13 protein-coding genes are annotated in these 14,225 nt (G+C 71.8%); 6 read left to right on the forward strand and 7 right to left on the reverse strand.

Going from position 1 to position 14,225, the window contains the following annotated elements:
- Window positions 1-143: 143 nt before the first annotated feature.
- The 3 genes from ACWC2T_RS11675 to mce all read right to left on the reverse strand — a co-directional run bounded on the left by ACWC2T_RS11675 (window position 144) and on the right by mce (window position 5,786).
- Window positions 144-1,079 carry a coiled-coil domain-containing protein gene (locus ACWC2T_RS11675; RefSeq protein ID WP_055704834.1) on the reverse strand — a complete coding sequence of 312 codons (936 nt, stop codon included), beginning with the start codon at window positions 1,077-1,079 and terminating at the stop codon, window positions 144-146.
- 182 nt (window positions 1,080-1,261) lie between these two features.
- Window positions 1,262-5,140, reverse strand: coding sequence for a polarized growth protein Scy (gene scy / locus ACWC2T_RS11680; protein WP_450670176.1), 3,879 nt, complete (start codon window positions 5,138-5,140; stop codon window positions 1,262-1,264).
- A 205-nt stretch (window positions 5,141-5,345) separates the two neighbouring features.
- Window positions 5,346-5,786 carry a methylmalonyl-CoA epimerase gene (mce, locus tag ACWC2T_RS11685; RefSeq protein ID WP_055704832.1) on the reverse strand — a complete coding sequence of 147 codons (441 nt, stop codon included), beginning with the start codon at window positions 5,784-5,786 and terminating at the stop codon, window positions 5,346-5,348.
- A gap of 149 nt (window positions 5,787-5,935) precedes the next feature.
- Here mce and ACWC2T_RS11690 point away from each other — a divergent pair, with 149 nt between their 5' ends.
- The 3 genes from ACWC2T_RS11690 to ACWC2T_RS11700 all read left to right on the forward strand — a co-directional run bounded on the left by ACWC2T_RS11690 (window position 5,936) and on the right by ACWC2T_RS11700 (window position 9,493).
- Window positions 5,936-7,135, forward strand: a complete 1,200-nt coding sequence (locus ACWC2T_RS11690; protein WP_450670177.1) for an acetyl-CoA C-acetyltransferase — start codon at window positions 5,936-5,938, stop codon at window positions 7,133-7,135.
- A 51-nt stretch (window positions 7,136-7,186) separates the two neighbouring features.
- Window positions 7,187-8,143: a methylmalonyl Co-A mutase-associated GTPase MeaB gene (gene meaB / locus ACWC2T_RS11695; protein ID WP_450670178.1), complete on the forward strand. Its 957-nt coding sequence runs from the start codon at window positions 7,187-7,189 to the stop codon at window positions 8,141-8,143.
- Between the two features lie 150 nt (window positions 8,144-8,293).
- On the forward strand, window positions 8,294-9,493 hold the full coding sequence (locus tag ACWC2T_RS11700) for an MFS transporter (protein WP_450670179.1): 1,200 nt from the start codon (window positions 8,294-8,296) through the stop codon (window positions 9,491-9,493).
- Between the two features lie 204 nt (window positions 9,494-9,697).
- Here ACWC2T_RS11700 and ACWC2T_RS11705 read toward each other — a convergent pair whose 3' ends face one another.
- From ACWC2T_RS11705 to ACWC2T_RS11720, 4 genes are all read right to left on the reverse strand, one after another.
- The gene (locus ACWC2T_RS11705) at window positions 9,698-10,174 is read right to left on the reverse strand and encodes a MarR family winged helix-turn-helix transcriptional regulator (protein ID WP_450670180.1); all 477 of its coding nucleotides are present in this window, start codon (window positions 10,172-10,174) and stop codon (window positions 9,698-9,700) included.
- A 91-nt stretch (window positions 10,175-10,265) separates the two neighbouring features.
- Window positions 10,266-11,027, reverse strand: a complete 762-nt coding sequence (locus ACWC2T_RS11710; protein ID WP_351216107.1) for an AIM24 family protein — start codon at window positions 11,025-11,027, stop codon at window positions 10,266-10,268.
- 53 nt (window positions 11,028-11,080) lie between these two features.
- Window positions 11,081-11,731 carry an AIM24 family protein gene (locus tag ACWC2T_RS11715; protein ID WP_450670181.1) on the reverse strand — a complete coding sequence of 217 codons (651 nt, stop codon included), beginning with the start codon at window positions 11,729-11,731 and terminating at the stop codon, window positions 11,081-11,083.
- A 2-nt stretch (window positions 11,732-11,733) separates the two neighbouring features.
- Entirely contained in the window at window positions 11,734-12,366 is a 633-nt protein-coding gene (locus ACWC2T_RS11720; protein ID WP_228623656.1) for an AIM24 family protein, read from the reverse strand.
- Window positions 12,367-12,525: 159 nt separating this feature from the next.
- Between ACWC2T_RS11720 and ACWC2T_RS11725 the strand changes: the two genes are divergently transcribed.
- The 3 genes from ACWC2T_RS11725 to ACWC2T_RS11735 all read left to right on the forward strand — a co-directional run bounded on the left by ACWC2T_RS11725 (window position 12,526) and on the right by ACWC2T_RS11735 (window position 14,016).
- Window positions 12,526-12,876: a DUF3817 domain-containing protein gene (locus ACWC2T_RS11725; RefSeq protein WP_450670182.1), complete on the forward strand. Its 351-nt coding sequence runs from the start codon at window positions 12,526-12,528 to the stop codon at window positions 12,874-12,876.
- Window positions 12,873-13,166: an MTH1187 family thiamine-binding protein gene (locus ACWC2T_RS11730; RefSeq protein WP_393737810.1), complete on the forward strand. Its 294-nt coding sequence runs from the start codon at window positions 12,873-12,875 to the stop codon at window positions 13,164-13,166. The genes ACWC2T_RS11725 and ACWC2T_RS11730 overlap by 4 nt, the downstream gene beginning before the upstream one ends.
- Window positions 13,167-13,263: 97 nt before the next feature.
- Entirely contained in the window at window positions 13,264-14,016 is a 753-nt protein-coding gene (locus tag ACWC2T_RS11735; protein WP_450670183.1) for a hypothetical protein, read from the forward strand.
- Window positions 14,017-14,225: the final 209 nt, after the last annotated feature.

Genomic DNA, 14,225 nt, shown 5'->3' on the forward strand with positions numbered 1-14,225 from the left:
TTAGGAGGATACCGAGGCGCTGACGGTTCCGCCCAAGAGAAAGTAAAGCTGTGCGTCCCGGTCCTTGAGCGCTGCGTAACGAAGCCCCCTGCCACCGGAGCGGGAGGGGGCTTCGACGTGTCGAGCGGGTGGGGGCGGAAGCGTTACCGGGACTGCTGCGCCGGCACCCCGCGGGAGATGGGCTCGTCGTCGCCCGGCGTGCCCGCGGCGGCGACCGCCGCACCAGTCAGCGTCGCCAGCATCTCGCGGACGTTCGTCAGCTGGGCGTTGATGCTGTCGCGGCGGTTGGTCAGCGCGGCGAGCTCGCGCTCGGATTCCGAGCGGATGCGATCGGCCTTGGCGTTGGCGTCGGCCACGATGTCCTCGGCCTGGCGCTGAGCCGTCTCGACGGTCTGGCGGGCGCGGCGCTCGGCGTCGGTGCGCAGCTTCTCCGCCTCCAGGCGCAGCTGCTCGGCGCGGTGCTCGATCTCCGCCAGCCGCTTCTCGGCCTTCTGCTGACGGGAGGCCAGGTCGCGCTCGGACTGCTCGCGGCGCTTGGCGAGGTTCGTCTCGAAGTCGGCGGCGGCCTGCGCGGCCTTGGCGCGGGTCTCCTCGAAGAGGGCGTCCGCCTCCTCGCGCTTGGACTGCGCGTCCTTCTGCGCCTCGGCACGCAGCTGGGCGGCGTCGCCCTTGGCCTTCTCGACGATCCGGACGCCCTCGTCCTCGGCCTTGGCCTTGCGCTCGGCGGCGTAGGACTCGGCGTCGTTGCGGACCTGCTGGGCCGCGGACTCGGCGAGGTCGCGGTGCTGCTCGGCCGCCCGCCGGGCCTCCTCACGCAGTTCCTTGGCCTCTTCCTCGGCCAGCCGCAGGATCTTCTCGACCCGGGCACCGAGACCCGCGTACGACGGCTCGGCGTCGGTGACCTGGGCCTGGGCGTTCTGCGTCTCGAGGTGGAGCTCCTCGATGCGCTTCTCCAGGGCGGTGATGCGGGCGAGAGCGCTGTCACGGTCGGAGACGAGCTTGGAGATACGTTCGTCCACCTGAGCGCGGTCGTACCCACGCCGCACAAGCTCGAAGCCGTAGGGGGAAGTGTCGCTCATGGGGTTCCTGTCAATGAGACCGGTGAGGTGATAAGGGGAATCCTAGGGGCCGAAGCGGTGTGTCATCGAGCGGATACGGTTTTGATCTGGAGAATGGCACCTCTTTTGGGTGGCTGACCGCCGGACGGCTTGCCAACGACTCGGGCAAAGCCCCCAGACGTTACCGGAACGCACCGCTCAGGTTAGCCGTCTGACGACTTGCCACCCGATCGGGGGGCGCCCACCGTCGCGCCGGCCTTGACCGAGCCGTCCTTGCCTGGCGACGCCTCGAAGGACTCCAGCGCCTCCAGGACGTCCTGGACCCGGGAGATCTCGGCGTTGATGTCCTCGCGTCGGCGCACCAGGATCTCCAGCTCGCGCTTGCCCTCCTCGACCGTGCGCCGCGCCTCGCGGATCGCCTCGGCCTTGAGCTCCTCGGCCTCCTTGACGAGGCTGGCCTTCTTCTGCTCGGCCTCCTTGAGCAGCCCCTCCGCCTTCTTGACCGCGGCGATGCGCACCTTGCCCGCCTCGGAGTTGGCCTCCGAGACCAGCTCCTTGGCCTTCGCCTCCGCCTTGGCCAGCTGCTCCTCCGCGGCCTTGATGAGGGCGTCGCAGCGGTCGCCGGTGGACTTCATCGTCTCGGCGGCCTCGCGCCGGGCCCGCTCGTGCAGCTCCTCGATCTCGGTGGTGATGCGGTCGCGCAGCTCCTCCGCGCGCTCGCGGATCGCGGTCGCGTCCCGGCGGGCGCCGACCAGCAGCTCGTCGGCGTCCGTGCGGGCCTTCTCCACCAGCGAGTTGCCCTCGATCGTGGCCTCGGAGACGATCCGCTCGGCCTCGCTGCGGGCCGCGCCGACCATCGTGTCGGCCTGCGACTCGGCGTCCGCGGTGGTCTTCAGCGCCTGCTCCTGCGCCTCACTGAGCAGCTTGTCGACCTCGGCCGTGGTCTCGGTGATGAGCGTGTCGACCTGCTCGGCCGCCTCCGAACGCCGCTTGTTGGCCTCCTTGCGGGCCTCGTCCAGGGTCCGCTCGGCCTCCGCGCGGGCGGAGTTGACCAACCGTTCGGCCGCCTCCTCCGCGTCCGCCCTGAGCTGCTCGGCCTCCGCCCGCACCCGCTCGGCGTGCGCCTGCGCCGAACCGACCGCCTCCGCGGCCTCCGCGCGCAGCCGCTCGGCCTCGCCGGTGGCGTCCCCGACGAGCTGCTCGGCGGCCGCCAGGGCCTCCGCGCGCACCCGCTCGGCCTCGGCGACGGTTTCCGTCTGCAGCCGGTCCGCCTCGGCGACCGTCTCGTTCTGCAGGCGCTCCGCCTCGCTGCGGGCCTCGGTGATGAGGGTGTCCGCCTGGGTCGCCGCGTCGGAGCGGATCCGGTTGGCGTCCTCGCGGGCGTCCGCCCGGGTCCGGGCGGCGGCCTGGTCGGCCTCGGCGAGCGCGTCCGAGGCCTCGGTGCGCACCCGCTGGGCGTACTCGCCGGCGTCCGCGCGCAGCCGTTCGGCCTCCGCCATCGCCTCCGCGACCGTACGCTCGGCCAGCGCCTTGGCGGCCTCGGACGCCTCGTTCGCCTCGCGGCGGATGCGGCTCGCGTCCTCGCTCGCCCGCTCCCGCTCGGCGTAGGCGTCGGCGCGGACCCGGTCCGCCTCCTCCTCGGCCTCACGCCGCGTACGGTCCGCCGCGTGCTCGGCGGCCGAGCGCAGCCCGGTGATCTCCTCCTGCGCCTGCTCGTGCAGCCCGGCGACGGAGTCGCGCACCTGCTGGGCGTGCTGCTCGGCGGCGGACACCATCTCGGTGGCGCGCCGGTCGGCCTCCTCGACCAGCCGGGTCGCCTCGGCCTGCGCCTCCTCCACGCGCCTGCGGGCCGAGGCCAGCAGCTCCTCGCTCTGCTCACGGGCCCGCCGGCGCTCCTCCTCGGCCTCCTCGCGGGCGGCACCGAGGGTCTCCTCGGCCTCGCGGCGGCGCCGGACGGCCTCCTCCTGGGCGGCGGCCAGGGTCTCGGACGCCTCGGCGCCGAGCCGTTCGGCGGCGGCCTGCGCCTCCGCGCGCACCCGGTCCGCGGTGTCCTGGGCCTCCGCCTTCAGCCGCTCGGCCTCGGCGGCGGCCTCACTGCGCAGCCGTACGGCGACGGCCTCGCCCTCGGCGCGGGAGGCGGACGCGTCGGACGCGGCCTCGGTGCGCAGCCGGTCGGCCTCGGCCTCGGCCTGCTGCTGCAGCGTGCGGATCCGGTCCGCCGCCTCGGCACGCAGCCGCTCGCTCTCCTCCGCGGCCTCCCGGCGGATCCGGCCGGCCTCTTCACGGGCGTCCGTGAGCGCCTGCTCGGCCGACTCCAGCCGGTCCTGCGCCTCGGTCTGCAGCCGGGTCAGCTCCCCGGCGGCCTCGGCGCGGCGGGCCTCGACGGCGCGCTCGGTCTCCGCGCGCAGCTCGCGCGCCGCGGTCTCGGCGTCCGCCTTGACGGACTCGGCCTGCTCGTCGGCCTCGGCGCGCAGCCGCTCGGCCTCCTTGCGGGCCCGGTCCAGGGTCTCCTCGGCCTGCCGGCGCAGGCTGGTGGCCCGCTCGATGGCCTCGGTGCGGACCTTCTCGCTGTCGGTGGTCGCGGTCTGCCGCAGCTCGTCGGCGTCCGCCTTGGCCTTGGCCAGCAGCTCCTCGGCGGACTTCGCCGCCTCCTCGATCTGCGCGACCGCCTCCCGGCGGGCCTCCGCGCGGATCGACTCGCCCTCGGCGACCGCGTCGGCGCGCAGCTGCTCGGCCTCGCCGCGCAGCCGGCGGGCCTCCTCCTGCAGCTCGACCGTCTTGGCGCGGTACTCCTTGGTGTCGTCCTTCGCCGCGCCCTTGAGCTGCTCGGCGATGTCGTGCGCCTCGGCGCGCAGCCGGTCCGCCTCGGCCTCGGCCTCGGTGCGGATCCGCTCGGCCTCCTCGGCGGCGGCCCTGGTGGTCCGCTTGGCCTCCTCGGACGCCTTGGTGAGTACGTCCTCGGCGGTCCTGGCCGCCTTGGACAGCTGGGTCGCGCTCTCCTCCGCGGTGACCGTGCGGGCCTTCTCGGCGGCCTCGGCGACGATCTTCTCGGCCTCGGCACGGGCGTCCGCGACCAGCTGCTCGGCCTCGGACCGGGTGGTCTCGGCCTCCTTGGTGGCCTCCTCGACCAGCCGGGCGACCTGCTCCTTCGCCGTACGCGTGCGTGCCTCGCCCGCGGCCTCGGCGCTGGAGAGGGTCTTGGCGGCGGCCTCCTTGGCCTCCGTGACCAGCTTCTCGGCCTCGGTCTGCGCCTTGCGCAGCGCCTCCTCGGCCGCCGCCATCCGTTCCTCGGCGGCCCGGCTCAGCTCGGCGGCCTGGCGGCGGGCGGAGTCCGACTCGCCGACCGCGTCGGTGCGCAGCTGCTCGGCGTGGTCGGTGGCCTCCTGGGCCTGCTGGGAGGCGGCGTTCAGCAGGCGTTCGGCGTCCGTGCGGGCGCGGCGCAGAAGCTGCTCGGCCTCCGCACGGGCCGCCTCCGCGTCGCTCTGCAGCCGCTCGCGGGCCTCCCGGGTCAGCCGCTCGGCCTCGGCGCGGGCGGCGGCCAGTGCCTGCTCGGCCTCGGCGCGGGACTCGTCCATGAGCCGGCGGGCCTGCTGTTCGGTGCGGGCGCGCAGCTGCTCCGCCCAGGCCACGTTCTCGTTGACGTGCGACTCGACGGTGGCGCGGCGCTCGGCCAGCTCCTGGTCGAGCTGCTGGCGCCGGGTCACCGCCTCCTGGTGCAGTTCGGCCTGGAGCCGGGCGGCCTGCTCGGCGTGCTCCTGCAGGATGCGCTGGGTCTGCGCGCGGGCCTGACTCAGCTCCCGCTCGGCGTCCTGACGCAGCTGGTCGGCCTGCATCTGGGCATTGCGGAGCAACTGCTCGGCCTGATAGCCGATGTCACCGCCGTCGAAGGCGGGCCGGGTCATCAGGGTGCGGCGCGCCTCGTGCAGCTTGGCGCGCAGCACCTCGACCTGGTAGCCGAGGTCCTCGGCGTGCTGGATCGCCTTCTCCCGCTCGGTCTTCAGCCGCTTCATCTCGGCCTCGAACCGAGAGAGGTGGTCGACGTCAGCCGCCGGCTCTCGCTCCTGGCTCTCGTAGCCCCGCACTGCGCGGTCCCATCCGTCCCCTGGTCAGCTTCTCCAACGAGCCTCGTCCTCCGCCGAACGGGGCCCCCGGGGAATGGTGTCAGATCAACGGCGGAGCACGGGCTGCTGCCCCGACGCTCGTCCCCCGAAACCCGGACCCCGGCATCGGTCGTCCCCGGTTTCAGGGACGACCGCCCCCAACCCTACCGGCCCTTATGTACGGGGGTCAGTGCTCAGGGGACTCAACGGGGGCCGAAGTGACCAGTTCTGTGAGCACGCCATGGCAATCCTTGGGGTGCAGGAAGGTGATCCGCGACCCCATGGAGCCGCGCCGCGGCTCGTCGTACAGAACCCGTACGCCCTTGTCCCGGATGTCCGCGGCGTCGCCGTCCACGTCCGCGGTGCCGAAGGCGATGTGGTGGACGCCCTCCCCGTTCTTCGCGAGCCACTTGCCGACCGCGGAGTCCTCGCGGGTCGGCTCCAGCAGCTGGAGGTAGGAGGCGCCGCCGTCCGAGGTCTCGTTGATCTTGAGCATGGCCTCGCGCACGCCCTGTTCCTCGTTGACCTCGGTGTGGAACACCTCGAAGCCGTAGGTGGCCCGGTAGAACTCGACGGTGGCGTCGAGGTCGTGGCAGGCGATCCCGATGTGGTCGATTCGCGTCAGCATGGATTCAGTGCAGCGCCACGGCGGTGGTTACGCAACGTGCGAGCGATCACACTGACAGGCCGATGACGGCACGGAGTGCCATCAGTACATTCGAAGTAAACCCTCGTTCACTCCTCGGCCTGGGCAGGCCGGTAAGGGGATCGCAGCTCATGCCTTCTGGAACGAACAGCTCGGTGATCGTCGCTGGGGCGCGCACGCCCATGGGACGACTGCTCGGCTCCCTCAAGTCCTTCTCCGGAGCCGACCTCGGCGGCTTCGCGATCAAGGCCGCCCTCGACCGTGCGGGGATCGGCGGCGACCAGGTGCAGTACGTGATCATGGGCCAGGTGCTCCAGGCCGGCGCCGGCCAGATCCCGGCCCGCCAGGCCGCCGTCAAGGCCGGCATCCCGATGAACGTCCCGGCGCTCACCATCAACAAGGTGTGCCTCTCCGGCCTCGACGCCATCGCGCTGGCCGACCAGCTGATCCGCGCCGGCGAGTTCGACATCGTCGTGGCCGGCGGCCAGGAGTCCATGACCAACGCCCCGCACCTGCTGCCGAAGTCCCGCGAGGGCTTCAAGTACGGCGCGGTCCAGATGCTCGACGCGATGGCGTACGACGGTCTGACCGACTCCTTCGAGGGCATCGCCATGGGCGAGTCCACGGAGAAGCACAACACCCGCCTCGGCATCGGTCGCGCCGAGCAGGACGAGATCGCCGCCCTGTCCCACCAGCGGGCCGCCGCCGCGCAGAAGAACGGCCTGTTCGAGGCCGAGATCACCCCGGTGGAGATCCCGCAGCGCAAGGGCGACCCGGTCCTGTTCAGCAAGGACGAGGGCATCCGTGGCGACACCACCGTGGAGTCCCTGGGCAAGCTGCGCCCGGCCTTCAGCAAGGAGGGCACGATCACGGCGGGGACGAGCTCCCAGATCTCGGACGGCGCGGCCGCCGTGGTCGTGATGAGCAAGGCCAAGGCCGAGGAGCTGGGCCTGACCTGGCTCGCCGAGATCGGCGCGCACGGCAATGTGGCCGGACCGGACAACAGCCTGCAGTCCCAGCCGTCCAACGCCATCCTGCACGCCCTGAAGAAGGACGGCCTGGAGGTCTCCGACCTCGACCTCATCGAGATCAACGAGGCCTTCGCCGCCGTCGCCGTGCAGTCGATGAAGGACCTCGGCGTGTCCACCGAAAAGGTGAACGTGAACGGTGGTGCGATCGCCCTGGGCCACCCGATCGGCATGTCCGGCGCCCGGCTCGTGCTGCACCTGGCGCTGGAGCTCAAGCGGCGCGGCGGCGGGGTCGGCGCGGCCGCGCTGTGCGGTGGCGGCGGCCAGGGTGACGCGCTGATCGTGCGGGTACCGAAGGCGTAAGCACCCTCGTTGCACGCGTCTGTACGTCTGTGAACTGAACGGAGCTGTTTGATGCAGGACGTCTCCTCTCTGGTGGCCCAGGCCAGGGAAGGCCGGCCGCGGGCCGTGGCCCGGCTGATCTCCCTTGTGGAGGGGGCGTCCCCGCAGCTCAGGGAGGTCATGGCCGCGCTGGCCCCGCTGACCGGCAACGCGTATGTGGTCGGCCTGACGGGCTCCCCCGGGGTCGGCAAGTCGACCTCGACCTCCGCGCTCGTCACGGCGTACCGCAAGCAGGGCAGGCGGGTCGGCGTCCTGGCCGTCGACCCGTCGTCCCCCTTCTCCGGCGGCGCCCTGCTCGGCGACCGCGTGCGGATGTCGGAGCACGCCTCGGACCCCGGGGTCTACATCCGCTCCATGGCCACCCGCGGCCACCTGGGCGGCCTGGCCTGGGCCGCGCCCCAGGCGATCCGCGTGCTGGACGCGGCGGGCTGCGACGTGATCCTGGTGGAGACGGTCGGCGTCGGCCAGTCGGAGGTCGAGATCGCCTCCCAGGCGGACACCAGCGTGGTCCTCCTGGCCCCCGGCATGGGCGACGGCATCCAGGCGGCGAAGGCGGGCATCCTGGAGATCGGCGACGTCTACGTCGTCAACAAGGCGGACCGGGACGGCGCCGACGCCACCGCCCGCGAACTGAACCACATGCTGGGCCTCGGCGAGTCCCGCGGCCCCGGCGACTGGCGCCCGCCGATCGTCAAGACGGTCGCGGCCCGCGCCGAGGGCGTCGACGAGGTCGTGGAGGCGCTGGAGAAGCACCGCGCGTGGATGGAGGAGCGCGGTGTCCTGACGGAGCGCCGCAGGGCCCGGGCGGCCCGCGAGGTGGAGACCATCGCCGTCACCGCCCTGCGCGAGCGCATCGGCGACCTCCACGGCGACCGCCGCCTCAGCGCGCTCGCGGAGCGGATCGTCGCCGGTGAGCTGGACCCGTACCGCGCGGCGGACGAGCTGGTGGCGGGCCTGACCCAGGGCTGAACGCGGTCGCCAACTCCAGCATCCCACTGGTAAGTTGGCGGCATGTTCCTCTCCTTGGCGTAGCGCGGCACCGGACCGCGAGGCCGATGAACGACCGGTCCTCGCGTCCCTCGGTGCCCCTTCTTCCGCCTCCACCAGAGGAACTCCAGCATGTCCACGCATGCCCCCGCGCGGCCCTCGTACGCCGCCGTCCTGCGCGTGCCGCACGCCCGCCGCGCCTTCGCCTCCGCCCTCACCGCCCGCCTGTCCTACGGCACGGTCTCCCTGGCCGTGCTGCTGTCCGTCACGCGTGCCACCGGCTCCTACGCCGTCTCCGGCGCCGTGCTGTCCCTGTTCGGCGCCGCGACGGTCTTCCTGATGCCGTTCCGGGCGGCCTTGATCGACCGGTACGGGGCGCGTCGTGCGCTGCCGCCCATGGCGATGCTCTACGGCACCCTGCTGTGCGTGCTCGCCGCCCTCACCTGGCGCCCCGGGGCAGCGCCGCCGGCCGTCGCCGCCGCGGCGGCCCTCGCGGGCGCGTGTGCGCCTCCGCTCGGGCCGACCATGCGCGCGGTGTGGGCCGAACTGGCCACGGAGCCGGGCATGCTGGCCCGCGCCTACAGCCTGGACGGCGTCGCCGAAGAGCTGCTGTACGTCTCCGGCCCGGTCCTGATCGGCGTACTCACCGGCTGGGCCCCGCCAGCTGCCGGGATCCTGTTGAGCGCGCTGCTGATCGTCGGCGGCACCGGTGTCTTCGTCACGTCCCCGGTGATGCCCGGCCCGCGCCCCGCGGCCCCCGGGCAGCGTCGCGCCGCGCTGACCGGCCTGCTGGCGCCGGTCGCCGTGGCCACGGGCGTCGGACTGGCGCTCAGTGGCGTGGACCTGTTGGTGATGGCCTTCGCCACGCAGCGGTCGTACGACACCGCACTCGTCCCCTGGATCCTGGGCGCCCTGTCCGCCGGCAGCGCGATCGGCGGCCTGGCCAACGGGGTGGTGCGATGGCGGGTGCCGGCCCGGGTGCGGCTGTGCGGGTTCGCGGTGGCTCTGGGCCTGGCGACCGCGGTGGCGGGCCTGGCGCCCGGCCTGTGGACCCTCGCGGGGGTCATGGGACTCGCCGGAGCGTTCGTCGCCCCCGCCCTCACCACGGCTTACCTCGTGGTCGACGAGGCGGCACCCGAGGGTGCCCGCACACAGGCGGGCGCCTGGGTCAACACCGGAGTGAACGCAGGGAGTTCGGTGGGCGCGATGGTGACGGGGCTGCTGATCGGGCGGGTGCCGCTCGGGGCGTGCTTCCTGCTGGCGGGCGGGGCGGCTGTGCTACCCGCCGTGGGGGCGTATCGCCGTCGCCGAGTGCCGGGCCGTCGTGGTTGATCGCGCAGTTCCCCGCGCCCCTAGGGGGTTGCAGTCGCTGCCCCACATTCGTGCCGTAGCTGCGGCAGTCGTGCCGCTGGGGCGGCACGGGTGGGCGGTGGGGGTCCCCCCGCTCGAGCGAAGCCGAGAGTGGGGGGACCCCCTCAGCGCCGGGCCGCGCGACCCATCCCTGCCCCGCTACCGCACCTCAGCTTCTCAGGAGGCTCAGGGACGCCCCCGCTGCCCCCTCAGGTGCTCGGCGATCGGCTTCAGCGCCTTGTCCAGGTCCGTCAACGCCTCCGGCGACAGCAGGTCGATGAAGTGCCGCCGCACGGAGGCGACATGATGTGGCGCCACCTTCTTCATCGTGTCCATGCCATGCTCGGTCAGCACGGCGTACAACCCCCGCCGGTCGGACTCGCAGTTCTCGCGGCGCACCAGGTTGGCGTTCTCCATCCGCGTGATCTGGTGCGACAGCCGGCTCTTCGACTGCAGGGTCGCGGAGGCGAGGTCGCTCATCCGCATCCGGTGCTCGTCCGACTCGGACAGGTTCACGAGGATCTCGTAGTCGTTCATTGTCAGGCCGAACGGCTGCAGATCCTTCTCCAGCTGGTACGTCAACAGCCTGTTGACCTCCAGGTGGGTGCGCCAGGCGCACTGCTCCGCATCGGTCAGCCAGCGCGTGGCCGTCTCGGTCTCCATGTATGAAGTCTACCTAAGAAGTTGAATGGCGAACTACTATGGGTGGTGTGACATGCGCACGCGTTCGATGTCACCCTCCGCAGACTACCGCTCACAGCCCGAAGCGGCGCTGGAGGTCCCCCAGCTGTCCGGGAAGGCGCGGTTGACCCGACGGTTGCGGACCGTGTCCGCCCGGTGCCGCTCCGCCACCTCCGGGCACCCCTGGTTCGGACGGGACGACCCCCGTCGCCGCCTCCTCCATGAGGGTCTCCGTCGACTGCAACAGGACCGTCCCGGCGCCCACGAACTCGAACTGGTGCTCCTCTCCGGATACCCCGCCCAGGCCAGTCATCGCACGTAGACCGCCCAGTACCCCCGTCAGATATCCGTGGTCGTAGTGATGGCACGGCGACGGGCAGTCGGCCCACCCGACGAGCGCCTGAGGATCGACCCGGATCGGAGGTTCCATGAACACCACCGGACCGTTAGATGCGGCCACAAACTTTCCGGTTCCGATAAGGGTCAGAAAACCCGGCACGATCGATTGCTTGAGCGCGAGACTTGGCTGAAAAGCGAGCAGGTTGCCCGCGCGAATGGTCAGGTTCCCGTCGTCCAGGTCGTAGGAGTTGACGTCGAAGGCCCGGTCGGCGAGGAGCATCTTGCCCGAGCCCGCCGCCACGACCCAGTCGCTCGCGTGCAGTGGCGAATGGAACGAGGTGCGGACAAGCCGGTCGAGTCGGCCGTGCCCGATGCCGTTGAACTCGATCGCCCCGTAGTAGGCGATCATCTTCCCCTTCTGCAGGAACCACTGCCCGCTCTTGAGCTCGACACAGAACGTGTACTTGTTCACGTTGTCGTCGGCGGGCAGGGTCATCGGGTCGTGCACCACCGGGCCGCCGGGGGTGCCGTACGTGCTTCCGTACGCGCTCACAGCTTCTCCTCCGACGCCTGGACGTACACCGTGCCGCTGCCGCTCAGCTCCAGCTGGAAGGCCTCGCCGGAACCGCGGCCCACCATCTCGCGCCAGCCCAGCGCGGCGGACAGCTTGTTGCGGACCTCGCCGTGGTGGGCGACGTAGGCCTGCGGGTCGACGTGGACCGGGCGCTGCGGGGTGATCGGGATCTCGAAGACGCCGCCGTGCGCCATCACGGCGACGGAGCCCTTGCCCTGGAGGGTGGTGGTGAACAGGCCCTGCCCGGTGACCTGGCCGCGGACCAGGCCCATCACCCCGCCCTGCGAGCCCATGAACATCGTGCCCTGCCGGAGCGTGCCCTCGAAGGCGAGCAGGCGGTCGGCCTCGACGCAGAGGGTGTCGCCGGTCAGGTGGATGACGTGGACGTGGTGGCCGCCGTGCCCGAAGAAGACCGTGCCGCTGCCCTCGACGGTCATCAGCGGCGTCGCCTCACCTGTCACCCGGCGCCCGATCATGGACATCAGCCCGCCCTGGCCGCCCTGGATGTTCGGCGTGAAGGACACCTCGCCCTTGTAGGCGAGCATCGCCCCACGCTGACTGAACAGCCGCTGCCCGGGCAGCACGGTCGCCTCGACCATCTTCGAGTTGATCTCCCGGAACGCCATGACTACAGATCCCCCGCGATCGTGTTGCGCTCGCTCGGCTGCACGTACACCAGTCCGTCGCCCTCGAAGCGGATCTGGAAGGCCTCGCCGCCGCCCTCCCCGAAGAACGTGCGGAACGTCACGCCGGACTGGAAGGACTGCCGGACATTGCCCTGGTGGGCGATGTAGGCGCCCGGATCGACGATCAGCGGGTACTGCGGGCTGACCCGGAGCACCACCGCCGGCCCGTCGGACATGATCGCCGCCTGCCCGTGCCCCTCGACGGTCGTCGTGAACAGGCCGTTGCCCTGCGAGGCGCCGCGCAGCCCGGTGAACGTCGTGCCCGTGCGCAGCCCCGCGTCCGTCACGAGCAGGTTGCTCGACTCCACGTACAGCTTGTCGCCCTGGAGGCTCACCAGGTTGATCTCGGTCGCCCGGTCCGCGAACCAGCAGGTGCCGTGCCCCTTCACCTCCATCACCGTCATCTGCTCGCCGGTGAGCCGCCGGGTCACCATCCCGCGCAGTCCCTCACCCCCACCGGTGAGCTTCTTGAAGCTCATCTGCCCGTCGTACGCGACCATCGAGCCGTTCTTCGCCTTCACGGCGTCCCCGGTCATGTCGACGGCGAGCACCTTGCTGCCTTGCAGTCGGAACATCGCCACGCAGCGAAAGTAGCGGCGCCGCGGGTGGACGGAACAGAGCCCGTGGGTGGACACGCACCCTGAGCGGACCCCTAGGGCCGTCGTTTGCCACAATGGGGGACGCTTGTGCCTCCGTTCACAAACTGTGGACGTCTCTCCCACCGAAGGTGACCAGTGGACCTCAAGACAGCCTCCGCCATCCGCCGCCTCCGCCTCATCTCCGTGCCGGAGGGCATTTCCTGGATCGTCCTCGCGACGTGCACGATCATCAAGTACACGGTCGACTCCGGGGTGAACGTCGCCCCGGTGCTGGGCCCGATCCACGGCGTGCTGTTCATCCTCTACGTGGTCTTCTGGGCCGACGCCTGGAACCGCACCAAGTGGAACAAGGGCAAGGCCGGCCTCTACTTCGCCTACTCGATCATCCCCTTCGGCGGCTTCATCATCGAGCGCGCCCTGCGCCGCGAGGCCGAGGACGCCGTCATCGCCGCCCGCGCGCGCAAGGAAGGAATCGTGAACGCATGATCGTCGCCTTCTCCGTGACGCCGCTGGGCGTCGGCGAGGACGTGGGGGAGTACGTCGCCGACGCCGTCCGCGTCGTCCGTGAGTCGGGGCTGCCCAACCGCACCGACGCCATGTTCACCTCCGTCGAGGGCGAGTGGGACGAGGTCATGGACGTCGTCAAGCGCGCCGTCGCCGCCGTGGAGGCGCGCGCCCCGCGCGTGTCGCTCGTGCTCAAGGCCGACATCCGCCCCGGCGTGACCGACGGACTCACCTCCAAGGTCGAGACCGTCGAACGCCACCTCGCGCAGTAGTCGGCCCCCTTTTGAGCGGTCGTGGGCGGAGGTGTACGTTCCCCTCCTGATCATCCGAGCGATCGCTCAACTTCACGTTCTGGCCTGGGGGAACACCATGGGTCTCTACCGAGAGACACACATACGCGCCGACCTCGACGAGCTGTGGGCGCACACCCAGGACCCCGTCACGCGCCTGCGCTGGGACCTGCGCTTCACGTCGATCGCCGCGCTCCCGGGTGTGGCGGGCGAGCCGCGGCGTTTCACCTGCACGTGGCGTGTACTGCCGCTGTTCACCGTGCCCGCCATCGGCGTCGCCGCCGGCGAGAAGGACCGTCCCGACGGCACACGCGTGTGTGCCCTGCGTTTCTCCTCCTCGCACCCGCTCTCCCCGATCGCCGAGGCGAGCGCCTACTGGCGTTACGTGCCCGACGCGCACGGCGTGCGCCTGCTCACCGGGTACGAGTACCGGGCCCGCGGGGGCGCGTTCGGCGCGGTCGCGGACAGGGTGCTGCTGCGGCCGCTGACCGGCTGGGCCACGGCGTGGTCCTTCGACCGGCTGCGACTGTGGCTGGAGCGCGGGATCACCCCTGAACGGGCCCTGGTCAACTGGATCGTCGAGCTGGCGGTGCGCGCGCTGGTCCTCACGGTGTGTCTGACCGGGCTCGGGCTGGAGTCCCTGCTGCGGCTCTTCGGGTCCTTCGCGGACACCGTGGCCTATCTGTGCCCGCTGGTGCTGGTCGTCGGCGGGTCGCTCGCGGTCTTCAAGGCGCCGCTGGCCGGGACGCCTGCCGCTCGGCGGTGTCTGCGGGCGCCGGTCACCCAGGCGCGTGCGCCTCGGGTGCTGCGCCGGCTCGAGGCGTACGGGTGACTCCGTCGGTTCGGCCGGCATGAGCGGTGGGTGCGGTGTGTTGCCGGGTGCGGGCGCGTTGTGGCTGGTAGCGCAGTTCTGAGCGCTGGGCTGATGACCGTCCAGGGCGTGGGCATGGCGCTGGCCGGGGCCGGTGCGGCGGGTGTGCTGTGCTGCTGCGGTCTCGTCCTGGCGGCCCGGGCGACCGAAAGCCGAGACAGGGCTGCCCG

Source organism: Streptomyces sp. NPDC001393 (assembly GCF_053597455.1).

What these genes read in the sequence shown, in the direction of transcription:
- ACWC2T_RS11710 (WP_351216107.1), bottom strand. Translation starts at nt 11,027, where the DNA reads ATGACCCTGCCCGCCGACGACAACGTGAACAAGTACACGTTCTGTGTC.
- ACWC2T_RS11690 (WP_450670177.1), top strand. Translation starts at nt 5,936, where the DNA reads ATGCCTTCTGGAACGAACAGCTCGGTGATCGTCGCTGGGGCGCGCACG.
- ACWC2T_RS11700 (WP_450670179.1), top strand. Translation starts at nt 8,294, where the DNA reads ATGTCCACGCATGCCCCCGCGCGGCCCTCGTACGCCGCCGTCCTGCGC.
- ACWC2T_RS11715 (WP_450670181.1), bottom strand. Translation starts at nt 11,731, where the DNA reads ATGGCGTTCCGGGAGATCAACTCGAAGATGGTCGAGGCGACCGTGCTG.
- ACWC2T_RS11705 (WP_450670180.1), bottom strand. Translation starts at nt 10,174, where the DNA reads ATGGAGACCGAGACGGCCACGCGCTGGCTGACCGATGCGGAGCAGTGC.
- meaB (WP_450670178.1), top strand. Translation starts at nt 7,187, where the DNA reads ATGCAGGACGTCTCCTCTCTGGTGGCCCAGGCCAGGGAAGGCCGGCCG.
- ACWC2T_RS11675 (WP_055704834.1), bottom strand. Translation starts at nt 1,079, where the DNA reads ATGAGCGACACTTCCCCCTACGGCTTCGAGCTTGTGCGGCGTGGGTAC.
- ACWC2T_RS11730 (WP_393737810.1), top strand. Translation starts at nt 12,873, where the DNA reads ATGATCGTCGCCTTCTCCGTGACGCCGCTGGGCGTCGGCGAGGACGTG.
- ACWC2T_RS11720 (WP_228623656.1), bottom strand. Translation starts at nt 12,366, where the DNA reads ATGTTCCGACTGCAAGGCAGCAAGGTGCTCGCCGTCGACATGACCGGG.
- mce (WP_055704832.1), bottom strand. Translation starts at nt 5,786, where the DNA reads ATGCTGACGCGAATCGACCACATCGGGATCGCCTGCCACGACCTCGAC.
- ACWC2T_RS11735 (WP_450670183.1), top strand. Translation starts at nt 13,264, where the DNA reads ATGGGTCTCTACCGAGAGACACACATACGCGCCGACCTCGACGAGCTG.